Raw genomic sequence first — 24,362 nt, forward strand, 5'->3', positions numbered from 1 at the left:
CTCTTCCCCTCCCCGCCGCTCTTCCGTTGTGGTGACGTGCCGGAGGTGGGGCACATGGGCGAGGGCCCCGCGGTTCGAAAACCGCGGGGCCCCGCTGTGATTCGTGAGAAATGAGAACTCGCACTTTGTCGAGAGCCAGGGCTTGGGGATTTCTCCTCAAGTTCCGGTATTCGAGGTCCGGTCGCTGCTTCTCGGTGAGAAGCGGTGATCGTGGCGAATACGGTGCCCTGTCGCTCCGTTACGGTTCCGAAGCCGCTTCAAATCGCGGATTCGGCCGTGAGTGGCCTCATGTTCCGGCTGTGCCGCGCCCCGATCGGGGTGTGACTCCGGTGATCGGGAGGCCTGCTACGCCCTTTCCCTTTCCTCGCGCTCGACGAGAACGGGTACGAGGCGGTCGTTGCGGTTGAAGTTGTCCAGGTGGTTGTCGTTGTTGCTGCGGTTGTTGAGGGTCAGCCTGAAGCGGTGGTGGGTGCGGCGGAAGTGCGAGCGGCCGCAGCCGCAGCCGCGACCGCAGCCGCCGCCCCAGGTCGGGAAGGCGGCGCCGGTGATCGTGGTGGTCATCGCGCTGGCGCTGGTGACGGTGGTCGCTGCGCCCATGCCGACGACTCCGCCGGTCAGCGCCGTGCTGATCGCGAGCCCTGCGAGGACACCCTTGTACTTGGGCATTGCGTTTCCCCCTTGAAAGGATCGGTTGCCCCGATTTTCGGCACTTACCGAATCATCCGGGAATTACCGGAGATGGCGAGTGATGAGCCACCCCTGGTTGTCATGATTTCCTCGCATGTCTGCCGATAAACAGAGATCAAATCCTTTTGCACTCTCCTTATCTATTTGTGGTCGATCTTGGATGGTTACCGGCTAATTTAAGATTAAATGTCTTTAATGTCGCTTTTGTTCTTCAAGGAGAGGGGGCTGGAGGGGGCATCTAACTAATGGCGATAAAGTGTGTAATAAAAAGATATTCAGCTAAAATAGGCTTATGTGCCTTTTGTGGCATCCGGGGGCTGTCGTCTGTCGTAGCGAGAGGCGAACTATCGTGGAAGAGCGGCCGGACGACAGGAGGAGACGCGTGGTACACAAACCGATCCCCAACTGGCAGGGCGAGATGGTCGACCTCGGCGACCAGCGGATCCACGTGCGATCGACCCCGCCAGGCCCCGCGGAGACCGCCGTCTACGTACACGGCCTCGCGGGCTCCGCGACCAACTGGACCGACCTGATGGGTGAGCTCTCCGACGTGGTGACCGGTCATGCCGTCGACCTGCCGGGCGCCGGATACTCGCCCGAGCCGCCCGGCGGCGACTACTCCGTCGACGCCCACGTACGGACCGTCACCGCCCTGATAGAGCGGGTCTCGCGGACCCCCGTCCACCTGTTCGGCAACTCCCTGGGCGGAGCCGTCTCCGTGCGGCTCGCCGCCACCCGTCCCGACCTGATCCGCTCGCTCACCCTGATCTCACCGGCCCTGCCCGACCTGCTGCCCAGGTACGGCCCCGTGCGGGTGGCGCTGTCCGCCGTGCCCAGGCTCGGCGAGTGGGCGGCGAGCCGGCTGAGCCTGCTGCCCGCCGAGCGCAGGCTCGGTGCCACGCTCGCCATGTGCTACGCCGACGTGGGGAGGATTCACCCGGAGCGGCTCAAGGAGGCGATCGAGGAGGTGCGCCGCCGGGACGGCCTCCCGTACGCGGGGGCGGCACTGATCAACTCGGCGCGCGGCATCGTCGCCGAGTACTTCCGGCGCGGGGAGACGAACCTATGGCGGCAGGCGGCCCAGGTGACCGCGCCCACGCTGGTCGTGCACGGCCGCCACGACCGGCTCGTCAACCCCCGGATGGCGGCCCGTGCGGGCCGGACGTTCCCGCAGGTGAAACTGGTGCTGCTGCCCGACGCCGGGCATGTGGCCCAGATGGAGTTCCCCGACAGGGTGGCCCGCGAGGCCAGGATCCTGATAGGTGAGACGGTCCTCACTCCGGTTGGGGAATGACCAGGGCACCAGGTTAGGTTGTGAGTGGAGCGTGCTGCGCTAGCCGTATCGTCAAGACCCCCTGAAACGGGAGCAGAACTGTGTCGTTGCCACCGCTGGTAGAGCCGGCAGCCGAGTTGACCGTCGATGAGGTGCGCCGCTACTCGCGCCACCTGATCATCCCGGACGTGGGCATGGCCGGGCAGAAGCGCCTGAAGAACGCGAAGGTGCTCTGTGTGGGCGCGGGTGGCCTGGGTTCCCCGGGGCTGCTCTATCTCGCCGCCGCCGGAGTGGGCACGCTCGGCGTCATCGACTTCGACGTGGTCGACGAGTCCAACCTGCAGCGGCAGGTCATCCACGGCCAGTCCGACGTGGGCCGCCCCAAGGCCGAGAGTGCCGCGGACAGCGTCAGGGAGATCAACTCCCTGGTCAACGTGGTCATCCACAACGAAGTGCTCACCACGGACAACGTGATGGAGATCTTCGCCGGCTACGACCTGATCGTGGACGGCACGGACAACTTCGCCACCCGTTACATGGTCAACGACGCGGCGGTCCTCCTCGGCAAGCCGTACGTCTGGGGCTCCATCTACCGCTTCGACGGCCAGGCCAGCGTCTTCTGGGCCGAGCACGGCCCCTGCTACCGCTGCCTCTACCCCGAGCCCCCGCCGCCCGGCATGGTCCCCTCGTGCGCCGAGGGCGGCGTGCTCGGCGTGCTGTGCGCGTCGATCGGCTCCATCCAGGTCAACGAGGCCATCAAGCTCCTCACGGGCATCGGTGAGCCGCTGGTCGGCCGTCTGATGATCTACGACGCCCTGGAGATGAACTACCGCTCGGTCAAGGTCCGTAAGGACCCCGAGTGCGTGCTCTGCGGCAAGAACCCGACGGTCACCCAGCTCCTGGAGGACTACGAGGCGTTCTGTGGCGCGGTCTCCGAGGAGGCCCAGGAGGCCGCCTCCGGCTCCACGATCACCGCGGCCGATCTCAAGTCCATGCAGGACGCGGACGAGAACATCTACCTGATCGACGTCCGCGAGCCGAACGAGTACGAGATCGTGTCCATCCCCGGCGCGGTGCTCATCCCCAAGGGCGAGTTCCTCAACGGATCCGCGCTGGAGGGGCTCCCGCAGGACAAGAAGATCGTCCTGCACTGCAAGTCCGGTGCCCGTTCCGCCGAGGTCCTGGCGGTCATCAAGAGCGCGGGCTTCTCCGACGCCGTCCACGTGGGCGGCGGCGTGCTCAGCTGGATCAAGACCATCGACCCGAGCCTGCCGACCTACTGACCGGCCCGGTGGGGCTTTCACCGCCCGCGCCCCGTGGAGCACGCGCCCCACGGGGCGCTCGCCGTTCCCCTGCCGTTCGGGAGGCACTCGCCCCGCCGCCACATGTGCTTTCCGCTCCGACGGATATGGACGGAACGGCGGATGGCACCCGCCTCACCGCATTAAGGTCGAGAGCGTGAACGAAGTCCCACGTCAGCGACGGCATTCATGGCCGGCGCTGGTCGTGGCATCGGCGCTGACGCTGTTCTGCGCGGTCGTGGCCGGGGTGGCGACCAGCGCCGCCGGAACGGAGCTCACCCGGGGGCCGACCCAGGCGGAGCTCGATCGGGCGGCACTCGACGAGGTGGCCCGGCGCTGGCAGGCGTGGCCCGCCGGGCGGGTCTTCCCCAAGACGGTCCGTTACGCCGCGGAGCAGGGGGGCGAGGAGAGGGCCCGCAGGGTGGGCATCTCGCCGGAGACCCGCTGTGACGACGCGGTCGACGCCAAGCTGCGCAAGGCGCTCCGGGAGGCCGGCTGCCTGGGCATCCTGCGCGCCACCTACATCGACGCGCTCCAGGGGATCGTCGTCACCATCGGGGTCGCGGCCTTCACCGACGAGATCGGCGCCACCAGGGCCAAGGCGGCGCTACCCAGGGGCGACCGGCCCTCGCCGGGCCTGAGGGCGCTGGCCTTCCCCGGCACCGTCACCGACCGGTTCGTCTCCGCGGGGCGCCAGGCCGGCCTCGTCCGGCAGGCGGGTCCCTACGTGGTGATGGCCACGGTCGGCCAGACCGACGGCCGGCCCGCCAGCGCGGTCGGCGAGCAGCGGCCCACCCTGTTCGCGTTCACCGGCGACATCGCCGACCGGATCCTCGCCGACCTGACCAGGCCCGCCCGTCCCGACTGTGCCTCCGCGGAGTGGCGATGCTGACCGTGCCGAGGCGTCTGTCCGCCGCCCGCGGGGCGCTCGCGGCGACGACGCTGCTGGCACTGGTGGTGCTGACGGGGGTGGCGGGACTGGCCCCGGCCGCGCGGGCCGACGACGTCAGGGACAGCCAGCAAGAGGTGCTGCGGACCCTCGACCTGCCCGCCGCGTGGCGGGTGTCCGAGGGGGAGGACGTGATCGTGGCTGTGCTCGACTCGGGGGTGGACAGCGGCCACCGCGACCTGGTCGGGTCGGTGATCGAGGGTAAGGACTTCACCGCCGGGGCCAACCCGCGGGGTGTGCAGCCCCTCCGGCTGCACGGCACGTACATGGCGTCGCTGATCGCCGGGCACGGTCACGGGCCAGGCGGGGCGGACGGGGTGATCGGTGTCGCGCCCCGCGCGAAGGTGCTGTCGGTGCGGGTTATCCTGGAGGACGAGGAGCCCGGGTTCCGGGAGTTCAACACCGCCGAGCGTTACGAGAACGTGGTGGCCAGGGGCATCCGGTACGCGGTGGACCACGGTGCCGACGTGATCAACATGTCGATCTCCAAGGAACTGGCGACCAGGGAGGAGCGGTCGGCGATCCGCTACGCGATCTCCAAGGGGGTCGTGCTCGTCGCGGCGGCGGGCAACGACGGCGCCGAGGAGACCGACGCCAGCGGCAACGCCCCCTACTCCTACCCGGCGGCCTTCCCGGGAGTGGTCTCGGTCGCCGCGACGGACCGGGGGCTGCGCCGTGCCTCGTTCTCCAACCGGAACCCCTCGGTCCTGGTGGCCGCGCCGGGGGTGGACATCCTCGGGGCAGGCCCCGGCGACGAGTACTGGGTAGGCCGCGGCACCTCGCAGGCGACCGCCCTGGTATCGGGGGTCGCCGCCCTCATTAAGGCGAAATATCCAGAAATGTCGCCCGTGCTGGTTGTCCAGGCGATCACTGCGGGAGCCACCCGGCGGCCCACCGGCGGCTACGACACCGGCATGGGCTTCGGCGTCGTCAACGCCACCCGGGCACTCGCCGCGGCCGCCAGGATCTCCCGGCACACCCTCACCGCGGAGGGGGCCGGTGGTCACGACCCCGCCCGCCCGCTGGGCCTGGCGGTCGAGCCGGTGCGGGTCGTCCACCGTGACCGGGACAGGATCAACCTGTACGGCGGGGTGGCCGTGGCCGCCGGGCTCGGCGCGATCGCCTGCCTGGTCACGATCGCCGTGTTCGTCGGCCGTGCGCGCTCGTCGACGACCTACCAGGAACCCACGCCCGACGCGGTCACCGCGCCCTGGCCGTGAGCACCGGGCCCGGACCCGGGTCGCGGCCGGAGCCGGGCCGAGGTCGGCACCAAGGTCGCCGCCGGAGCCGGCACCGCGAAAATGCACGCCGCTGATAGGGCGGAGAGGGCAGGCGACGTAGCATCGGAGTATGTCGCAGTCAGGGCGGTCCCAGGAGCCGGAGCGGCATCTGGGAGCCCCGGCCTCCCGCGCTCGCGGCGGCTGGCCACCGTCCGGCTCCCGGGTGAGCGCCGCGGGGGGCGGCCGGACCAGGCGGGCGCCCGCGCAGGACGCCACGGTCAGGCGGCACCGCGTGCGCTCCTGGCCCGCGGCGGGCCGTGACCGCGCGGCGATTCAGCGTGCCGAACTGGCGGCCCTGGAACAGGGCGTCCGGTTCCGTACGATCTTCCTGATCCTGGTGGGCACGATCCTCGCCATCGCCGCCACCAACGTGCTGACCGGTGCGGTCGGGCTGCTGCGCGAGACGAGCTCGCGCCCGCTGACCGCCGCCGAGCAGGCCCGCTACATCTCCGACGACATCGCCAGGCGCTGGTACACCTGGACCGCGGACCTGGTCTTCCCCGTCGAGCTGCAGTACATCGGCCTCGGCAGGGTCCAGCAGTACGCCCGCAGGGTCGGCCTCGCGCCCGAGGTGGCCTGCGCGGCCGGTACCGACGCGCAGGTGGGGTCGGTGCTCACCCGGCACGGCTGCCGCACGCTGCTGCGGGCCACCTACGTCGACCAGACGTCCACGTTCGTCTTCACCGTGGGCATCGCCGTGCTCGCCGACGAGGAGCGGCGGCTCGCCGCCTCCGCGCAGCTGGCCGTGGACGACAGGGTGGGGGTGCGGCCCGTGGCCTTCCCCGGCACGGCGACCGAGCTGTTCGGGGCGGCCCAGCGCCAGCACAACGCCTGGGTCGGCGTCGGCCCCTACATCGTCTTCTCCACCGCCGGTTACACCGACGGCCGCACCCGCCAGGCGATCGCCCCGGAGGAGATCCTGCACAGCGAGCTGTGGCCCGCGGCCCAGGCGGTCGCGGGGCGCATCGCCAGGGCCCTCGGCGACGAGCCGAGCGCCGTGCCCCAGTGCACCCAGGGGAACGTGTGCTGAGGCGGCGGTTGTGGGCGACGGGAGTGCTGGTCGCGATCTCGGTGGCGGTCCCGGCGGTGCCCGCCTTCGCGACCGTGCCCGCCGGGATGCCCGCCGGGATGCCCGCCGTTCCGGTACTGGCCGCGCCGCCGGAGGGCACCGCCGACGTGCGCGAGGACCAGCGCTGGGTGCTGGAGATGTTGCGCGCGCAGGAGGCGTGGAAGGTCACCAGGGGCTCGGGCGTCACCGTGGCCCTGGTCGACAGCGGGGTGGACGACCAGGTGGCCGAGCTGCGCGGGCGGGTGATCTCCGGACCCGACATGGGATCTGTCAAGTTCGACCGGAGCAAGCCGGACGCCGGACGGCACGGCACCGCCATGGCCTCGCTCATCGCCGGGGCGGGCAACGGCGAGGAAGGTCTTCTCGGGATCGCCCCCGAGGCCAGGATCCTCTCGCTGCCGCTGATCGTCGAGGAGCGGCCCAAGGACGGTTCCGTGCTGCCGGAGGAGGATCTGCGCTCGCGCACCGACAGCCCGCTGGCCCGGGCGATCCGTTACGCCGCGGACAACGGCGCCAAGGTCATCAGCATGTCGCTGGGTGCCTACGGGCCGCACCAGAGCGAGCGGGAGGCGGTCTCCTACGCGCTGTCCAGGGGCGTGGTACTCGTCGCCGCCGTGGGCAACGACGGAGACTCCCAGTACACCATGGACAACTCCACCTCCTTCTGGAACTTTCCCGCCGGATATTCCGGGGTCATCGGTGTGGGTGCGGTGGACAGGCTGGGCAAGCCGGCGAGCTTCAGCAGTGACAATCTGTCGGTTCTGGTTTCGGCGCCCGGTGTCGGGGTGCCGGTGGTCGTCCCCGGCGGAAACTACGGATCCTCTGAGGGGACCAGTTCGGCGACCGCGCTGGTGGCAGGGGTCGCCGCACTAATAAAAGCGAAATACCCGAATATTGCCCCGCAGATGGTGGCGCAGGCACTGGTCTCCACGGCTTCGGCGAGTCCCACCGCCGGCTACGACGACCACATCGGGTTCGGCGTCGTCGACGCCGCCGCGGCGCTCGCCAAGGCGGATCGGCTCGTGGCGGGTGCGGTGGAGATCTCGGTCCCGGATGACAAGCACTTCGGCGCCGGCGTCCCGCACGAGGAGTACAGCAGGCCGGGCCCCGATCCGCTGAGGCTCTGGCTTTACGGAACGGGCCTGGTCGGCGGCCTGGTGGCGTTCGCGGCGGCCGTGGTGATGCTCGGCCGGCACTCGGACGGGAATGGGCCGGTAGTGGTCGATGCCGAAACGACCAAGCGTGGGAGATCGCGGGGATAAGCGCAGTTTGAAGTCAATTAGAACGCGTTTAGGACACTGTTCGGATGCGGTAGCCCGAATGTCGGGATTTACACTCCGGGAAACCCGGAAGGTTCGCTATTCTCCCGCGTTATGGGGTACGAGTTGCGCGTGGAGCGCCCTGCGCCTCTCGCCTTCGCGGAACTCGCGACTGTGCTGGGGCAGGCGGGGTTCGAGTTCAGAGGGTCGCAGGAGTCGGGGGAGGTCCTGGCCCGCCACAATGGCGCGGTTCATGCCATAGCGATATGGAACGGCCGCCTGTCCGGCGCCCCCGGATCGGACTGGCAGGTGGCCCAGCTGGCACGCGTGTCCGCTCTGCTGGGAGCGCGGCTGGTCGGCGAGGACGGCGAGTCCTACGCGATCCGCGGCGGTCTGGTCGAGCAGTTGAACGGCTCGGTGGCCTACGAGTTCGGCAAACTCGACGAGATCCTCTCGGCCGGACCGACGGTATGGAGCCAGTAGGCCATCCCACCCCGTACGCCGAGCGGGTGCTGGATCTGGTCGAGCGCATTCCGCCCGGCATGGTGATGTCCTACGGCGACATCGCCGAGTATCTCGGCGAGGGCGGCCCGCGCCAGGTCGGCAGGGTGATGTCCACCTGGGGCGGGGGCGTGCCCTGGTGGCGCGTCGTGCACGCCGACGGCACCCCGCCACCCGGCCACGAGCAACGATGCCTGGCGAACTGGCGCGAGGAACGGACCCCGCTGAGGGGCGCCCGAGCCGATATGCGGGAGGCCCGATGGGACGGAAAGCCTTAGATCACAAAAGCCTGTAAATCCCGGGAACCCTTAATTCACCGCGTAACCGGCCCTGCCGTGGCGCACTACCATGGCCTAGGACAGCGCTCTGTCCGAAAGGCGGTGCTTTCCCCATGGCCATCGGTGCCACCCCCGCACGAGCCAGCGGCGACCCCGTCGTTGATCGTCTTCGGGTTGTCCAGGATCTCTGCGACCGGGGAGAACCACTCGACTCGATCATGGCCGCGGTGCTGGCCGACGGGCTGAAGCCGCATGAGCGCCGTCGTTTCGACGCCGACGCGCTGGCCGGGCCGCTGGGCTCCCGGCTGGACATCGCCACCAAGCGGGGTGCCGCGCGGCGCCGCGAGTTCGTCACGGTCCTGAAGCCGTACGTGACCGGTGTGGACGCGAGGGTCAAGCGGGACCTGCCGGTCGCCCGCAGGATCGCCTTTCACCTGATCGAGCACCGCGAGATCGACGACCTCGCCGACGGCGACGCGCTGCAGAAGCTCGTGGCCGCCGCGGCGGAGCCGTCCAGGCGCGTCCGCAAGAAACTCCGCTGGTACGCGGATCTGCCGCTCCAGGACGAGCTGCCCGAGGCCCTGTTCCGGCTGCGGGCCGCGGACCTCATCCCGATGACCCAGATCGAGGACATCTCCTGGTCCGGCGGGCGGCTGCACGTCAGCGGCCACGCCTATCTGGCCGGGCTGTCGGTGCGCAGCCGCCGCTTCAACAGGGCCACGGTGGTGCTGCGCGGCCCGCGCTGGCTGCCGCCGGTGCGGCTGCGCACCCGGAGGGTCTTCCACCCCGAGGCGACCTACGGCGCGGAAGAGGCCGGCTGCAACTACGACTGGTCCGGGTTCACCGCCGAACTGAGCCCGTGGCCGCTGCGCTGGCGTTCCGCGGTGCGGGCCGTCGTGCGCGGCGGCAAGCGGCTGCTGCGCCGCCGCGCCACCGTGCAGGACACCACCACCTGGCGCGCCGAGATCGTGATCTGGAGCCGGGGCGCCCGTGCCGTCGGCCTGCTGCGCGGTCCCTCCACCGGCCGTACCGAGCGCCCCTCGGGGCTTGATCTCGGCGGGGGCTGGTGGATCCGCCCCGTCTGGACCTCCGACCGGGCGCTCCAGGTGGTGCTACAGCCCACCAGGGCCGAGCTGACCGGCGTGAAGCTGGACGGCGAGCGGCTGGAGGTCCAGGTCTTCCTGCCGGGCAAGGAGGCGAGCAGGGGGCACGCCAGGCTGGACGGTCATCGGATCGCCGCGGACTTCACCCCCGTCGACGGCGGCACCGCGGTCGTCGTGCCGCTCGCCGTGGCCTCCCTGCTGCAGGAACGCGACGGCGGCCGTCTCTGGATCGAGCCCAAGGGCGATCCCGCCGCCTCCGTCATGATCGGCAAGGCGGAGGAGAGCCGCACGGTCGTCGGGGATCGTGAGATCACCGTGCTGCGTGACCGGCGTGACCGGGTGAGCGTCTCCGCGCACCGGATCCGCCCGGTCATCACCGCCGCGACCTGGGACGAGCAGGGCGTGCTCGTCCTGGAGGGCTCCTACCCGGGCTCCGGCGCGGCCGAGCTGACCCTCAAGCACCGCAGCGGGCTGATCCACGCCATCCCCCTGGAGCGGGAGGGCTCCCGTTTCACGGTGCGGATCGCGGCCGCCGCGATGCCCCGTTTCGGGGACACGGTGCCGCTGGGCAGCGGCACCTGGAGCATGGCGGTCCGCGACCCGGCCGGCCAGATCGTCCCGTTCCGCGTCGACCACGCCATCCTCGACGATCTGGACGAGGACACGAAGATCCGTGACGGCCGTGAATACCGCCTGATCTCCACCCGCTTCGACATTCCGGTGCTCTCCGTCGCCGAGCACCGCCCCGACGACGAGAAGGGCGCCGGCGGCCTGTACGCGCTGCGCCGCGGCTTCTATCCCGCGGAGCGGACCCGCGAGCTGAACGACGCGATCGTCTACGTCGCCTACGACGGGCGGCAGTACGAGGGCAACGTCCGCGCGATCTACGAGGAGCGCGTGCGGCGCGGCGACGCCGGAGAGCACATCTGGGTGGTCAAGGACGGCGCGTTCACGCCGCCGGGCCCCGCGGAGCTCGGCTTCGGCGAGGGCGAGGGGCCGACCGTGGTGCGCGCGGGCAGCCGCGAGCACTACGCGGTGCTGGCCCGCTCGCGGTACGTGGTGACCAACGGCTTCCTGCCGCCCTGGTTCCGGGCGCGAGAGGACCAGACGGTCGTGCAGACCTGGCACGGCACCCCGGTCAAGCGCCTGGGCAACGACCTGCCGCACATGTCCCGTGACCCCAGGCCGCCGGCCTGGCACCGGCAGGCGGTCGAGGTGCGCGGCTGGGACCTGCTGGTCTCCCAGAGTCCCTGGGCGACCCGGGTGCTGCGCAAGGCGTTCGGCTACCAGGGGGAGGTCCTGGAGAGCGGCTACCCGCGCAACGACGTGCTGGTGGCCCCCGACCGCGACGAGATGGCGGCGCGGATGCGCGCCAGGCTCGGCATCGCCGAGGGGGCGAGGGTGGTGCTCTACGCGCCGACCTACCGCGACTACGACCGCAAGAACGCCTCGATCCGCCTGGACCTGGCCGAGGCGCACCGGGTGCTCGGCCCCGGCCACGAGTTCCTGATCAGGGCGCACTCGATGCAGGCGGCGCCCAACGTGCCCGCCGGCCTCGGACGCGACGTCATGACATATCCCGATATTACAGATCTGCTGCTGATCGCCGATGTGCTGATCACGGACTACTCGTCGGTCATGTTCGACTTCGCGGCGACCGGCAGGCCGATGCTCTTCTTCACGCACGACCTGCAGCGCTACTCGTCCAAGCGGGGCATGTACCTCGACCTGGCCGCGGAGGCGCCCGGCCCGCTGCTCTCCACCGGGGCCGAGGTCATCAAGGCACTGCGGTCGATCGACGAGGTGACCGCCGCCCACGCCGAGCGGTACGACCTCTTCCAGCGCACCTACGCGCCCCGCGACGACGGCAAGGCGACGGCCAGGCTCGTCGACCACGTCTTCCTCTCCTGAGCGGTTCCCGGGGGCGGCCGCCGAGCGGCCCCCGGGATCGGCCGCTCGGCCCCTGAACCCGTTCCGGGACGTTCCGGCGCAGGTCAGCGCCTTGCTCTGATCATCGATCCCAGCCGGCCCCGCCCGTAGCCCACCCGGCGGGGCCGACAATCCGCCATGCCGTACCCGCCGACTCGGCACGATCATCGTCCGGGATCTGGTGGAATGGCGAGTTGTGAGTGGTCAGGACTGGCGGCTGGTACGTCGTGAGGGTGCGGGGAGAACTGTTGCCCCTGTGCTGGACGAGCACCAGCGGGCGGTGGTGGCCCACGAGAGCGGCCCGCTGCTCGTGCTCGCCGGGCCGGGCACCGGCAAGACCACCACGATCGTGGAGACCGTCGTGGACCGGATCGAGCGCCGGGGCGTCGACCCCGAGCGGGTGCTCGTCCTCACCTTCAGCCGCAAGGCCGCCGAGGAGTTGCGCGAGCGCATCACGGCCCGGATGCGCCGTACCACCCGCACCCCGCTCTCCCTCACCTTCCACAGCTACGCCTACGCGCTGCTCCGCCGTGAGGCGGTGATCGCCGGAGGGGTGCCGCCGCGCCTGCTGACCGGCCCCGAGCAGCTCCTGGAGATCCGCCGCCTGCTCCACGGCGAGCTGGAGGACGGCGCCGTCCACTGGCCGCAGGACATGCACGAGGCGCTCAAGACGCGCGGCTTCGCCTCCGAGCTCCGTGACTTCCTGGCCCGCGCCGCCGAACGCGGCCTCGACGGGCCGGAGCTGGTCGGGCTGGGCCGCCGCCACGGCCGCCCCGACTGGATGGCCGCAGGCAGGTTCGCGGACCGCTACCAGGCCAGATTCGACCTCGATCTCGAACCGGTGCTCGACTACGCGGAGCTGATCCGGGCGGCGGGGGCGCTGCTCTCCGACCCCGAGGTGCGCGACCGCGAGCGATCGGCGTACGACGCCGTCTTCGTCGACGAGTACCAGGACACCGATCCCGCCCAGGAGTTCCTGCTCCAGCAACTGGCGGGGGAGGGGCGCGACCTGGTCGCGGTCGGCGATCCCGACCAGTCGATCTACGGTTTCCGCGGTGCCGACGTCCGAGGGATCATGAACTTCACCGACCGGTTCCGCGACACCCACGGCGCGAAGGCCCCCGTCGTCGCGCTGCGCGTCTGCCGCCGCAGCGGCCGGAACCTGCTGCGGGCCACCCGCCGCGTCACCACCCGGCTGCCCGCCATCCCCGGCGGGGCCGCCCACCGTGACCTGCGCGCCCTGCCGGACGCCGACCCCGGTGACGTACGGGTGCTGGTGGCCGACGGGGCACCTCAGGAGGCGGCGATCGTGGCCGACACGCTCCGCAGGGCGCACCTGCTCGACGGGGTCCCCTGGTCGCGGATGGCGGTGCTGGTCCGCTCCGCGACCCGCCAGGTGCCGCTGCTGCGCCGCGCCCTGGTCACCGCCGGGGTGCCGGTCGTGGTCGGCGGCGGCGAGGTGCCGCTCTTCCAGGAGCCGGGCGTGCGGCCGCTGATCAGGCTCATCCAGGTGGCGCTGCACCCGGAGACCCTCGACGAGGGGGTGGCGGAAGAGTTGCTGACCGGCGCGCTCGGCGGCACCGACATGATCGGTGTGCGCCGCCTCCGCCGCGCCCTGCGGATCGCCGAGCACGAGGCGCTGGCCCAGCCCGCCGAGCACGAGGCGGCCGAGCAGGCGGATCGCGACGTGGCTCTCGATGTGGATCTCGATGTGGATCTCGACCTGGAGCGCGCGGCCCCCGGCCCCCGCTCCTCGGGAGAGCTGCTGGTCGCCGCGCTGAAGGACGCGCGGGAACTGGTGCGGGTGGAGCCGCACGTGGCGCTGCCCGCCGAGCGGGTCGCCGGTCTCATCTCCGCCGCCACCGAGGCCGTACGGCAGGGCGGCACCGCCGAGGACGTGCTGTGGACCGTCTGGCAGGCCACCGGGCTGGCCGGAAAGTGGACCGAGGTCAGCCTCAGGGGCGGTGTCAGGGGCACCATGGCCGACCGTGACCTCGACGCCGTCGTGGCGCTCTTCGACCACACGGCCAGGTTCGTCGACCGGCTCCCGCACGCCGGGGTGGACGTGTTCGTCGAGGACCTGGTCGCCCAGGAGATCCCCGGCGACTCCCTCGCCGCTCGGGCTCCCGACGGAGACAAGGTCCGCATCCTCACCGCGCACCGCTCCAAGGGCCTGGAGTGGGACGTGGTGGTCGTCGCCGGGGTCCAGGAGGGCGCCTGGCCGGACCTGCGGCTGCGCGGGTCCATCCTGAGTACCGACGACATGGTCGCCAGGGCCGAGGGTTCCGAGCACGAGAACCCGGCGGCCGTCTCCGCCGCGCTCGCCTCCCAGCTGCTGGCCGAGGAGCGTCGGCTGTTCTACGTGGCCGCCACCAGGGCCAGGAGCAGGCTCATCGTCACCGCCGTGGGCGGCGACGACACCGAGGAGCGGCCCTCCCGCTTCCTCACCGAGCTGGTGCCCGGCTCGACCGAGGAGGCGGGCGTCGACGAGCGGTCCCGCTGGCTGAGCATGTCCGCGCTGGTGGCCGACCTGCGATCGGCGGTCACCGACTCCACCAGGCCAGAACCGCTGCGCAGGGCGGCGGCCGAGCACCTGGCCAGGCTCGCCGCCGCGGGAGTGCCCGGCGCCCACCCCAACGACTGGTACGCCCTCACCCCCATCTCCGACGACCGCCCGCTGAGCTGGCCCGACGACATCGTGCGCGTCTCGCCCTCGGCGGTGGAGAGCTTCAGCAAGTGCGGCCTGCGCTGGCTGCTGGAGACCTCGGTGGGCGCGGGCGGCACCGACGTGGCCCGAGGTCTGGGCACCGTCGTGCACGCGCTGGCGGTCCTCGCCGCGACCGGCATGCCCACCGAGGAGACCCTCGGCAAGCGCCTGGACGAGGTCTGGAACGAGCTCGACTTCGGCGGTGTCTGGTACAACCGCAAGCAGCGCGCGGTCGCCGAGGAGATGATCTCCAAATTCGTCGCCTGGCACGAGAACAACCCCCGGACACTGGTCGGCCTGGAGGAGGCGTTCACGGCCATGGTCTCCGAGGGGGTGCAGATCAAGGGCCGGGTCGACCGGGTCGAGCGCGACGGTGAGGGCCGAGCCGTGATCATCGACATCAAGACCGGCAAGACCGGCGCCAAGGACGCCGAGCTCGAACGCCACCCCCAGCTCGGCGTCTACCAGCTCGCCGCGTTGCTCGGCGCCTTCCAGCGGCACGGCCTGACCGAGCCGGGCGGCGCGGCCCTGGTCCAGGTGGGCGACGCGGCGGGCAAGAAGCAGGCCAAGGAGCAGACACAGCCTCCCCTGTCCGACGACCCCGACCCGGATTGGGCCAAGGACATGGTCGGCACCGTCGCCGTCGGCATGTCGGGGCCGTTCTTTCAGGCCAAGGTCAACGACGGCTGCCGCACCTGCGCCGTACGGTCGAGCTGCCCGGTCAGCAAGAACGGAGACCAGGTGTGCTGAACCGCCTCGGCGCGGGGTGTCTCCGGCACCACGCGCCGTTCCTCGGGCACGTCCGTGCCGCTCTCCGGCACCGGGGCCGTGTCGCGTCCACCGGGGGCGCCGCGTGCTGAGCCCGGTTCAGCTTGCCGCCAAGCTGGGCATCCTGCCGCCGACCCCGGAACAGGCGGCCGTGATCGAGGCCGGGCTCGAACCGATGGTCGTGATGGCCGGGGCCGGGTCGGGCAAGAGCGAGACCATGGCCGGGCGCGTCGTCTGGCTGGTCGCCAACGGGCTGCTCCGCCCCGAGCAGGTGCTCGGCCTGACCTTCACCAGGAAGGCCGCCGCAGAGCTGGCCGCGCGGGTGCGCGAGCGGCTCAACGGTCTCGTCGAGGTCGGGCAGGTGCCGGCGGAGCTGATGGAGGGCGAGCCGACCATCTCGACGTACCACGCCTACGCGGCCCGTCTGGTCACCGAGCACGCCCTGCGCGAGGCGCTGGAGCCGACCATGCGCCTGGTCTCCCCGGCCGTCTCCTGGCAGCTCGCCAGCCGGGTGGTCAGCGCGTACGACGGACCGATGGAGCAGGTCGAGTGGAGCCCGGCGACCGTCACCCGGGCGGTGCTCGAACTGGCCGGTGAGCTGGCCGAACACCTGCGCACCCCGCAGGACGTGCGCGACGTCGGCACCAAGCTCGCCCAGCGGCTCGCCGAGCTGCCCGGCACCCCGACCAAGGACCAGCGCAGACCGCTGCTCACCCAGCGGGCCAGGGAGCAGCTGCTGCCGCTGGTCGAGGCGTACGACCGCCTCAAGCGCAGCCGGGAGGTGGTCGACCACGGCGACCAGATGGCGCTGGCCGCCAGGATCGCCGACCGGCACGCCGACGTCGGCGAGATCGAGCGCGGGCGGTTCGCCGTGGTCCTGCTGGACGAGTACCAGGACACCAGCCACGCCCAGCTCGTCCTGCTCCGCGCCCTGTTCGGCGGCGGCCACCCGGTGACGGCGGTGGGCGACCCCTGCCAGTCCATCTACGGCTGGCGCGGCGCCTCGGCGGGCAACCTCACCCGATTCCCCCGTGACTTCAGGACCGCCTCGGGGGAGCTCGCGCCTGTCAACCGCCTGTCGGTCAGCTTCCGCAACGGCGACGCCGTGCTGGACGTCGCCGCCCGGCTCCAGCTGCCGCTCCGGATGGAGGCCAGGGAGGTACCGGTCCTGGTGCCCGGTAAGAACCGGGTCGAGCGCGGCCGGGTGATGTGCGCCTTCCACGAGACCGCGGACGACGAGGCGCGCTGGGCCGCCCTGGAGATCGCCAGGGTGCTGGGCGTCGAGAGCGCGCCCGACGGCATGCCGTGGGGCGACGGCGAGCGCAAGAAGGCCAAGCAGAGCATGTGGGGCGGGCCGCAGTCGCTCCAGCCGCACGACGTGGCGATCCTGGCGCGCAAACGCTCGCAGTTCCCCGCGCTCCGCAAGGCCCTGGAGGAGCGCGGCATCCCGGTCGAGGTCGTCGGCCTGGGCGGCCTGCTCCTCGTGCCGGAGATCGCCGACATCGTCTCCACCCTGCGAGTGATCTACGACCCGAGCGCGGGGGACGCCCTGGTGCGGCTGCTCTCCGGTCCCCGCTGGCGGATCGGCCCCGCCGACCTCAAGGAACTGGGCGAGCGGGCCCGCGAGCTGAACCGGGAGACCCGCGAGGGCGCGTCGCCGGTGGCCGACCCGCTGGACCAGGTCGTGGCCGACATGGCCGAGGAGCGCGGCAGCCTGGTCGACGCCCTCGACGAGCTGCCCGACCGTCCCGCCTGGCAGGATCTGTTCTCCCCGCTGGCGGGGGTGCGGCTGGTCGCCATGGCCCAGGAGTTGCGCCTGCTGCGCGCCCACACCGGCCAGCCGCTGCCCGACCTGATCCTGGAGATCGAGCGCAGGCTCGGCCTGGACATCGAGGTGGCGGCCAGGGGGACGGCCGTCGGCCCGTTCGCCGCCCGCGCCGACCTCGACGCCTTTCTGGACGCCGCCGCCCGGTTCGCCGGAGACTCCGAGGATCCCACGCTGGGCGCGTTCCTGGCGTTCCTGAAGGCGGCGGACGAGGAGGAGAACGGACTGGACGCCGGGCGGGTGGGCGAGAGCAACAGCGTGAAGCTGATGACGGTCCATGCCTCCAAGGGGCTGGAATGGCCGGTCGTGGTGGTGCCCGGCCTCTCCCAGGCGCTGTCGAAGGCCGGGACGCTCACCGTCGGCACCGTGTTCCCGGCCCGCTCCACGACCAGCCCGAAGTGGACGGAGAACCCCCGCAAGCTGCCCTACCAGCTCCGTGGAGACGCCTCCGACCTGCCCGGACTGGCCGGGCTGGCCAAGGAGGAACTGGCCGACTTCGACGAGCGCTGCCGCGACCGCGACCTGCTTGAGGAGCGCCGCCTGGCGTACGTCGCCGTCACCCGCGCCCACTACCTGCTGATCGCCTCCGGCTACCGCTGGGGCACCGCGTCCAGGCCGCTGGAGCCGTCGGACTTCCTGCTGGAGATCCGCGACACCTGCGGCAGGGTGGCCTTCTGGGCCCCGGAGATGGAGGAGGGCGCCACCAACCCGCTCCTCGCCGAGCCGGCCGAGGCCCGGTGGCCGATCGAGCCGGACGATGCCCGCTACGCCGCCGTTCTCGACGGCGCCACCATGGTGGAGGCCGCCCTCGCGGCCCTCGCCGGGAGGGCCGCTCCCGTCTCCTTCGAGGACGTCCCCTTCCCCGAGGGTCCCCGGGACTACGAGGATGTCCCTCTCCCCGAGGCTCCCCGGGACGAGGAGGTGCCCTTCCCCGAAGATCCGTGGGACGAGGAAGCGTTCTTCCCCGAAGACCTGTCGGATGGGGAGGATGACCACGGTGACACCGTTCCCGAGGACCAGGGGGGTGGTGATGTGCCCCTTCCCGGCGATCCGCAGGAGGGGAACGTGCCCTCTCCGGGAGCCCCGGGAAACGGGGATGTGTCCTTTCCCGGGGAGGCGGATGTGCCTTTTCCCGGAGCGACGGACATCTGGCAGGGCGACCGCGCCGATTCCGAGGTCGAGGCCGGAGCCGGGGCCGAGGCAGGGGAACGGCGGCCGGTGCCGGCGGCCGAGCTGCGGGGGTGGGACAGGGAGCGGGCGAAGGCCTGGGAGCGTGACATCGAGCTCCTGCTCAGGGAGCGGGAGATGAACCGGCGGCGCGGTGGCGGCAGGGTGGAGCTGCCCGCCCACCTGACCGTCTCCTCCCTGGTCACGCTGGCCTCCGACCCCAAGGCGCTGGCCAGGCAGATCCGCCGCCCGGTGCCCAAGAAGCCCGCGCCGCTGGCCCGCCGGGGCACCTCCTTCCACCGCTGGCTGGAGGGGCGCTGGGGCCAGCAGCGGCTGATGGACGAGTTCGAGCTGCCCGGCGCGTCCGACGACTTCGAGGAGACCGACGCCCACCTCGACCAGCTGCGCGACCGCTTCGAGGAGAGCGAGTGGGCGGGCAGGGAGCCGCTCGACGTCGAGGTCCCCTTCGAAACCGTGATCGCCGACCGGGTGGTCCGCGGCCGGATGGACGCCGTCTTCCAGATCTCCGAAGGGCGCTACGAGGTCGTCGACTGGAAGACCGGCCGGCGTCCCCGGGGCAAGAAGGCCGAGGCCGCCGCCTCCGTCCAGCTCGCCGCCTACCGGCTGGCCTGGTCCCACCTGGCCGCCGTCCCGCTGGAGCAGGTGGGAGCGGCCTTCCACTACGTCCTGCTGGGCGAGACGGTCCGCCCCGTCGACCTCCTCGACGAGCACGGCCTGGTCGCCCTCGTCGAGTCGGTCCCAAGCCTCGGCTGACCCCGGTCTACCGGGCCGGGGTGTCCGGGGGCAGCAGACGGTCCACCGCATCGTTGATCAGGTCGTGGATTCGCGACTCGGGGAAGATGTCGGGCAGGGTGAGCCGCTCGACGATCAGCCAGTTCAGGGCCAGATAGAGGAGCACGACCACGGTGGTGTCGCCGGGCAGCCCCGTCTTCAGGTGGCGTTCGATGTTGGCGTCGAGGTCGGCCCGGATGGTGCGGGTGAGCACGGCGCGCAGCTCGGGGCGGCGGGTGGCCTCCAGCCGCAGCTCCAGCAGGGCCAGGTAGCCCGAGCGGAACTCGGTGATCCGGTCCACCACGTCGCGCATCAGCTTCGCCAGCCGTTCGCGGTCACGCGGCCCGGTCAGGCTGTCGGCCATGGCGCTCGCACCGGGGTGCAGTCGCTCATAGATGCGCCCGCCGGCCTGGGTGAGCAGGTCGTCGCGGTTGGCGAAGTAGTTGGACGCGGTGCCGTTGGGGACCGCCGCCCAGGCGTCGACGGCGCGGAAGGTCAGGCCGCGCGCCCCCTCAGCCGCCAAAACCTCGATGGCCGCGTCGACGAGCGCCGCCCGCCGTTCCGGATTCTGCCTCATCGGACCTCCCGCTTGACACCACTCTAAGTGTAGTACTACGTTCAAACCACTTCACTTAGAGTACTACGAACAGAGTGTTGTGGCCGGAGGCTCGCGCCACGAGACGAGGAGAATCGGATGCGAAAGCTCACCTACTACGTAGGTGCCACCATTGACGGCTTCATCGCCGACCCGGACGGCGGATACGACTTCTTTCCCGGGGTGGACGCCATGATGGAGTTCCTCGTCGCCGACTGGCCGGAGACCATTCCCACCGCCTTCCGCGCCCAGGCGGGTCTTGAGAACGTCGCGAACAAGCGGTTCGACACCGTCCTGATGGGGCGTGGCACCTACCAACCGGCATTGGACGCCGGCATCGTCAGCCCGTACGCCCACCTGCGCCAGTACGTCGTCTCGCGCACCATCCCCGAGATCGCCGACCCCGGGGTCGAGCTGGTCTCCGGCGACCCGACCGAGCTGGTACGGCGGCTCAAGCGTGAGGACGGCCTCGGAATCTGGCTGTGCGGTGGCGGGACGCTCGCGGGCGCCCTGTTCCCCGAGATCGACGAGCTGGTCATCAAGTGCTACCCGGTGGTCATCGGCTCGGGCATCCCGCTCTTCGCCATGAAGTCCGAGCCGAATCTCTTCGATCTGGTCGACACCCGCACCTTCGGAAACGGGGCCGTGGTCCTCACCTACACCAGGAAATGACCCGCGCGTTTTCGGCGCGATCGTCCGTCGCGAGGGGTTGTCCGGCTGAGGGCGAGGAGTTACCGTCTGACTTGTTGACCAGATTTCATAATTGGTCACGAGGTCAGAGGGAAAGGTTTCAGGGTGACGGAACGAGCAGGGCAGACCGTCGGCCGCGCCGACCGCATTCTTGACGCGGCGGCCGAGCTGCTCGTGCGCCTCGGCTACCGGAAGGTGACGATCGACGACATCGCCCGGCTGGCCGGCATCGGCAAGGGCACCGTCTACCTGCACTGGCGCACCAAGCAGCAGTTGTTCGAGGCCGTGCTGCTGCGCGAGTCCATCTGCTATGTCGAGGAACTCCTCGACGAGCTGCGCCGCGATCCGGCGATGCTGCTGCCGCACCGCTTCATCCCCGCGTCGTTCCTCATCGTCGACCGCCGGCCGGTGCTGCGGGCGCTGTCCGAGGGATACCTGCGGCAGGCGCAGAGCAGGCCGGCCGACGCCTTCCTGCACAGCCAGGAACTGCTCGCCGCCGAGCGGTTCTACGACCTGATGACCCGGCACGGCCTGCTCCGCGACGACGTGCCGAACCTGGCGTACACGCTGAGCGCGACGATGACCGGGTTCCACGTCTACGAGAACCTGGATCCGATGGCCACCGCGCTGGACATACGGGCCAAGGTCGACTCGATCGCCCACGTGGTCAGGCACGCCTTCGAACCGGCCGAGCCACCGACGCCCGAGGAACTGGCCAAGGCGGTCTCGGAGGTGATCGCCGTCTTCGAGGACCTGATCCCGCCCTACCGCACCTGGATCTACGCGCACGAGAGAACGCACGAGCCCGGCTGATCCCGGACCCGTCCCGATGAGAAAGGCACGCCATGACCACCATCGCCGACACATGGGGCCTGCACGAGGGGCACTTCTGGCTACGCGGAAGGCGGCCGGACCAGCCGGTGAGCTTCGACGCCGCCACCGGGATGTGGAACGTCTACGGCTACCCCGAGGCACTGCGGATTCTCGGCGATCCGAAGACGTTCTCCTCCGATACCAGCCGCGTGGTGCCCGAGGTCGCCAAGCCCGCCGAGCGCAGCCTGACGCAGCTGGACCCGCCCATGCACAGCAAGCTTCGCAAACTCGTCAGCCACGCCTTCACCCCGAAGGTCGTCGCCGACCTCGAACCGCGCATCGCCGCGCTGACCAACGAGCTGCTCGACGCGGTGGCCGAGACGGACCGGCTGGAGCTGGTGGCCGACCTCGCCTACCCGCTGCCGGTCATCGTCATCGCGGAGCTGCTCGGGGTGCCCAGCTCCGACCGCTACCTGTTCAAGCAGTGGGTGGACAGGATGTTCGAGGGGTCCCAGCGGTTCTCGCTCGTCAACCGGAGCGAGGAGCAGGAGCGCAACCTGGAGTTCGTCATGGAGCAGGCCAAACACCTGGCCGACTACCTTGGCGAACACGCCGCGGAGCGCAGGGTTCGGCCACGCGCGGATCTGCTCACCCAGCTCGTCGAGGCGGAGGTGGACGGTGAGCGGCTCAGTCAGGCCGAGGTGGTGAACTTCGCCAACGTTCTGCTGATAGCCGGGCACATCACCACCACCATGTTGCTGGGTAACACCGTGCTCTGCCTGGACGCCCAGCCCGAGCAGTTCGCCCGCGCCCGCGCGGACCGGTCGACGGTTCCCGCCGTGATCGAGGAGTCCCTGCGCTTCTTCAGCCCGTTCGCGGCCCTGGGCCGGGTCACCAACGTCGACGTCGAGCTCGGTGGACAGCACGTGCCCGCCGACCAGCTGCTCATGGTGTGGATCGCGGCGGCCAACCGCGACCCCCGGCAGTTCGCCGACCCCGACGTCTTCGACCCGACCCGTGACCCCAACCCCCACCTCGGTCTCGGCAGGGGAATCCACTTCTGCCTCGGCGCGCCGCTGGCCCGCCTGGAGGGCAGGGTCGCGCTCGACATCCTGCTCGACCGCTTCCCCCACCTGCGCACCGACCCGGACGAGCCACCGCAGTTCATCCCCAGCCCCAACATGACCGGCGTACGGAAACTGTCCCTGCTCACCTCCGCCGGCTGAGCGGGCTGCTCCGCCAGGAGGAAAGGGGCGTGGAGGCAAACGCCTCCACGCCCCTTTCCTGGTGTTCGTCGCCCCTAGCAGTGTCGGGCGCGGGCCTTCTTGTACCCCAACTCGAATCCGCGCTTGTACTCTGCGGAACCGCTAGGGGTACTGCTGCCCACGCCGCTCGTGCAGGAGGCCTTGCCGGCCTTGTACCCGGCCGCGTACCCCTTCTTGCAGTTCTTGTCTTTCTGGCATTGCTTGGTCAGGGACGGTTTCGCCGTCGCGGTGTGCGAGGGGCTGGGCGCTGCCGCCTCCGGGGCGGTCGGGGCCGCACCTGCCATGCCCGCCAGGCCGCCGATCAGCGCGATACCCGTCGCGCCGACTGCGATCGTCTGAAGGATTCGGTTGGACATGGTGCTCATCTCCCTTGCCGATCAAGCGGTGCCGTCGTGCCGGCCGAGGCCGGACCACGGGACCGCGACATTCTCAGCGGGAGAGTGATACCCGACATTCACTGACAAAAGCACACAAAACGGACTATTCATTTCAAACCTGTAATCATCGCAAAAAAATATTCGGCAGGAATCTGGGATTCATTGTTGAACGGATGAACTCCCGGGGGCAGGCAAGTCTTTTAGGCCCCACTCGACGAGCGGCACGCCCGGTTTGAGGGGGAAGCGGCGGGGCAACCCGCCACTCTCCCTCAGGTGCCTGAACGGGCCGCCCCAGGCTTGACGGTGCTCCGGCAGCCAAGATCCTTTATGTGATGAAAATAGGGATGCACGGAGAGGAAGGCCGCTCTACTCTCGGTTCCGCTGACATTCTTGAACGGTTGGACGGAACGGGAGGAACCCATGGAGAACGTGGCAGAGGCCCGTGCCGACGAGCGTGCCAGGATCGTCGCGGACCTGCGCCGTGCGGCCGAGGGCTACCGCTCCTACGCTGTCTTCATCGAGGAGATCACGGACCCGTCGACGCCGTGCGATCTGAGCGACAGTCTGCCGGTCGTGCAGGCGGAGGCCGAGATGCTGGAGAACGCCGCGAAGGTCGCCGAAGGCGATCGCCGGGCGCTGGCGAGGCTCATCCCGCCCGTCCTGCAGACGGACGAGGACGTCGCCGCGCTCGCTTCCTCTCCCGAGGACGCCGAGGTGCACAGGCGAATCCGCGACCATGCCGTCCAGACGCAGGAATGATCTTTCGTGACCGATGAAGCATCCGGGCAGGAAGCTCGTGCTCTCGCCCGGCACATCACGCGGGTCAGGAGGGTGTGACCGTCAGGGCTTGCGGCCTACTCCGACGTAGCCGATCGAGGTGTTCCGCTCGCCGAACAGGGGCGGATCGACAGGGCGCCAGTCCTTGGGGAACACCAGGCCGGGTTCGACCAGCTCGTAGCCGTCGAAGAAGCGGGAGATCTCCGCGTGCGTGCGCAGGCTCAGCGCCTCGGTGGCCCGGTTGTAGATCTCCAGAGCCTCCGGCGTGGTGTCGGGCTTGGCGTCGATCGCGTGACTGAGAACGAGGTGGCTGCCTGGCGCGCTCGCCTCGTAGAGCCGCTGGATGATCTGGTAGGCGCCCGCGCCGTCGGGGTTCTCGTCCGGGATGAAGTGCAGAATGGCCAGCAGCAGGAACGCCACGGGCCGGTCGAAGTCGACGTGCTCGCGCAGCTCGGCCAGCAGCGTCTCCGGGGCGCGCGCGTCGGCCTGCACGATGGTGACGTTGTCGCCGTTCGCCAGGAGCGCCCGGCTGTGCGCGCACACGATGGGGTCGTAGTCCACGTAGACCACGTGGGTGTCGGGCGCGACCGCGTGCGCGATCTCGTGGGTGTTGCCCCGCGTGGGCAGCCCGGAGCCCAGATCCACGATCTGCCGGATGCCCGACTCGACCAGATGGCGTACGGCACGTGCGAGGAACGCCCGGTTCTCCCTCGCGGAGTCGCGGGTCTCGGGGAAGAGCTTCAGAATCTGCTCGGCTGCGGCCCGGTCGGCGGCGAAATTGTCCTTGCCGTCCAGGTAGTAGTCGTACATCCGGGCGACATTGGGCACGTTCGGGTCGACCCCGGCCGGCGTAGCCTGATCATCCACGCTTGCTCCCGATTGTTCGGCATCCGTCTGGAATTGATCTTAGAGAGTCTGCCGAACGTTAGCAGCAGGATGAGGTCATCGATGTGGGGC

General features: G+C 70.5%; 19 protein-coding genes. 15 read left to right on the forward strand and 4 right to left on the reverse strand.

Features of this window, described 5'->3' with window-relative positions; genetic code table 11:
* Positions 1-345: 345 nt before the first annotated feature.
* Entirely contained in the window at positions 346-666 is a 321-nt protein-coding gene (locus ABT130_RS30160; RefSeq protein ID WP_350960958.1) for a hypothetical protein, read from the reverse strand.
* Positions 667-1,069: 403 nt separating this feature from the next.
* Here ABT130_RS30160 and ABT130_RS30165 point away from each other — a divergent pair, with 403 nt between their 5' ends.
* The 11 genes from ABT130_RS30165 to ABT130_RS30215 all read left to right on the forward strand — a co-directional run bounded on the left by ABT130_RS30165 (position 1,070) and on the right by ABT130_RS30215 (position 18,870).
* A complete protein-coding gene (locus ABT130_RS30165) occupies positions 1,070-1,981 on the forward strand; it encodes an alpha/beta fold hydrolase (protein ID WP_350960961.1) in 912 nt (303 codons plus the stop codon).
* A gap of 80 nt (positions 1,982-2,061) precedes the next feature.
* Positions 2,062-3,243, forward strand: a complete 1,182-nt coding sequence (moeZ, locus tag ABT130_RS30170; protein ID WP_350960963.1) for an adenylyltransferase/sulfurtransferase MoeZ — start codon at positions 2,062-2,064, stop codon at positions 3,241-3,243.
* A gap of 175 nt (positions 3,244-3,418) precedes the next feature.
* Entirely contained in the window at positions 3,419-4,153 is a 735-nt protein-coding gene (locus ABT130_RS30175) for a hypothetical protein (RefSeq protein WP_350921863.1), read from the forward strand.
* On the forward strand, positions 4,147-5,430 hold the full coding sequence (locus tag ABT130_RS30180) for a S8 family peptidase (RefSeq protein WP_350960965.1): 1,284 nt from the start codon (positions 4,147-4,149) through the stop codon (positions 5,428-5,430). Before ABT130_RS30175 ends, ABT130_RS30180 begins: the two co-directional genes overlap by 7 nt.
* A 130-nt stretch (positions 5,431-5,560) precedes the next feature.
* A complete protein-coding gene (locus tag ABT130_RS30185) occupies positions 5,561-6,520 on the forward strand; it encodes a hypothetical protein (RefSeq protein ID WP_350921868.1) in 960 nt (319 codons plus the stop codon).
* A complete protein-coding gene (locus ABT130_RS30190; protein ID WP_350960968.1) occupies positions 6,514-7,821 on the forward strand; it encodes a S8 family peptidase in 1,308 nt (435 codons plus the stop codon). The genes ABT130_RS30185 and ABT130_RS30190 overlap by 7 nt, the downstream gene beginning before the upstream one ends.
* Before the next feature lie 129 nt (positions 7,822-7,950).
* Complete coding sequence (locus ABT130_RS30195) at positions 7,951-8,301, forward strand: hypothetical protein (RefSeq protein ID WP_343977409.1); 351 nt, start codon at positions 7,951-7,953, stop codon at positions 8,299-8,301.
* Positions 8,289-8,597: an MGMT family protein gene (locus tag ABT130_RS30200; RefSeq protein WP_350921873.1), complete on the forward strand. Its 309-nt coding sequence runs from the start codon at positions 8,289-8,291 to the stop codon at positions 8,595-8,597. Before ABT130_RS30195 ends, ABT130_RS30200 begins: the two co-directional genes overlap by 13 nt.
* A 113-nt stretch (positions 8,598-8,710) precedes the next feature.
* Entirely contained in the window at positions 8,711-11,611 is a 2,901-nt protein-coding gene (locus ABT130_RS30205; RefSeq protein ID WP_350960971.1) for a CDP-glycerol glycerophosphotransferase family protein, read from the forward strand.
* Positions 11,612-11,885: 274 nt separating this feature from the next.
* Complete coding sequence (locus ABT130_RS30210) at positions 11,886-15,086, forward strand: ATP-dependent helicase (protein WP_350960974.1); 3,201 nt, start codon at positions 11,886-11,888, stop codon at positions 15,084-15,086.
* 103 nt (positions 15,087-15,189) lie between these two features.
* On the forward strand, positions 15,190-18,870 hold the full coding sequence (locus ABT130_RS30215) for an ATP-dependent helicase (protein ID WP_350960977.1): 3,681 nt from the start codon (positions 15,190-15,192) through the stop codon (positions 18,868-18,870).
* A 7-nt stretch (positions 18,871-18,877) separates the two neighbouring features.
* Here the strand turns inward: ABT130_RS30215 and ABT130_RS30220 are convergent, their stop codons facing one another.
* Complete coding sequence (locus ABT130_RS30220) at positions 18,878-19,465, reverse strand: TetR/AcrR family transcriptional regulator (RefSeq protein ID WP_350960980.1); 588 nt, start codon at positions 19,463-19,465, stop codon at positions 18,878-18,880.
* A gap of 117 nt (positions 19,466-19,582) precedes the next feature.
* On the opposite strand from ABT130_RS30220, the gene ABT130_RS30225 reads away from it, so the two are divergent.
* The 3 genes from ABT130_RS30225 (at position 19,583) to ABT130_RS30235 (ending at position 22,212) form a co-directional block, all read left to right on the forward strand.
* On the forward strand, positions 19,583-20,155 hold the full coding sequence (locus tag ABT130_RS30225; protein WP_350960982.1) for a dihydrofolate reductase family protein: 573 nt from the start codon (positions 19,583-19,585) through the stop codon (positions 20,153-20,155).
* Positions 20,156-20,278: 123 nt separating this feature from the next.
* Positions 20,279-20,986 carry a TetR/AcrR family transcriptional regulator gene (locus ABT130_RS30230; RefSeq protein ID WP_350960985.1) on the forward strand — a complete coding sequence of 236 codons (708 nt, stop codon included), beginning with the start codon at positions 20,279-20,281 and terminating at the stop codon, positions 20,984-20,986.
* A gap of 32 nt (positions 20,987-21,018) precedes the next feature.
* On the forward strand, positions 21,019-22,212 hold the full coding sequence (locus ABT130_RS30235) for a cytochrome P450 (protein WP_350960987.1): 1,194 nt from the start codon (positions 21,019-21,021) through the stop codon (positions 22,210-22,212).
* Between the two features lie 74 nt (positions 22,213-22,286).
* Here ABT130_RS30235 and ABT130_RS30240 read toward each other — a convergent pair whose 3' ends face one another.
* Complete coding sequence (locus tag ABT130_RS30240) at positions 22,287-22,616, reverse strand: hypothetical protein (RefSeq protein WP_350960989.1); 330 nt, start codon at positions 22,614-22,616, stop codon at positions 22,287-22,289.
* A 432-nt stretch (positions 22,617-23,048) separates the two neighbouring features.
* Between ABT130_RS30240 and ABT130_RS30245 the strand changes: the two genes are divergently transcribed.
* On the forward strand, positions 23,049-23,387 hold the full coding sequence (locus tag ABT130_RS30245) for a hypothetical protein (RefSeq protein WP_350960992.1): 339 nt from the start codon (positions 23,049-23,051) through the stop codon (positions 23,385-23,387).
* A gap of 81 nt (positions 23,388-23,468) precedes the next feature.
* Here ABT130_RS30245 and ABT130_RS30250 read toward each other — a convergent pair whose 3' ends face one another.
* Positions 23,469-24,272 (reverse strand): SAM-dependent methyltransferase, encoded by an 804-nt coding sequence (locus ABT130_RS30250; RefSeq protein WP_350960995.1) that lies wholly within the window; start codon positions 24,270-24,272, stop codon positions 23,469-23,471.
* Between the last annotated feature and the right edge of the window lie 90 nt (positions 24,273-24,362).

The organism is Streptosporangium sp. NPDC001681, assembly GCF_040298085.1.
Classification (GTDB): Bacteria; Actinomycetota; Actinomycetes; order Streptosporangiales; family Streptosporangiaceae; genus Streptosporangium.

Bases quoted from the DNA above. Each gene is read 5' to 3' on its own strand.
- ABT130_RS30160 (WP_350960958.1), bottom strand. From the start codon at position 666: ATGCCCAAGTACAAGGGTGTCCTCGCAGGGCTCGCGATCAGCACGGCG.
- ABT130_RS30180 (WP_350960965.1), top strand. From the start codon at position 4,147: ATGCTGACCGTGCCGAGGCGTCTGTCCGCCGCCCGCGGGGCGCTCGCG.
- ABT130_RS30185 (WP_350921868.1), top strand. From the start codon at position 5,561: ATGTCGCAGTCAGGGCGGTCCCAGGAGCCGGAGCGGCATCTGGGAGCC.
- ABT130_RS30200 (WP_350921873.1), top strand. From the start codon at position 8,289: ATGGAGCCAGTAGGCCATCCCACCCCGTACGCCGAGCGGGTGCTGGAT.
- ABT130_RS30205 (WP_350960971.1), top strand. From the start codon at position 8,711: ATGGCCATCGGTGCCACCCCCGCACGAGCCAGCGGCGACCCCGTCGTT.
- ABT130_RS30220 (WP_350960980.1), bottom strand. From the start codon at position 19,465: ATGAGGCAGAATCCGGAACGGCGGGCGGCGCTCGTCGACGCGGCCATC.
- ABT130_RS30225 (WP_350960982.1), top strand. From the start codon at position 19,583: ATGCGAAAGCTCACCTACTACGTAGGTGCCACCATTGACGGCTTCATC.
- ABT130_RS30235 (WP_350960987.1), top strand. From the start codon at position 21,019: ATGACCACCATCGCCGACACATGGGGCCTGCACGAGGGGCACTTCTGG.
- ABT130_RS30240 (WP_350960989.1), bottom strand. From the start codon at position 22,616: ATGAGCACCATGTCCAACCGAATCCTTCAGACGATCGCAGTCGGCGCG.
- ABT130_RS30245 (WP_350960992.1), top strand. From the start codon at position 23,049: ATGGAGAACGTGGCAGAGGCCCGTGCCGACGAGCGTGCCAGGATCGTC.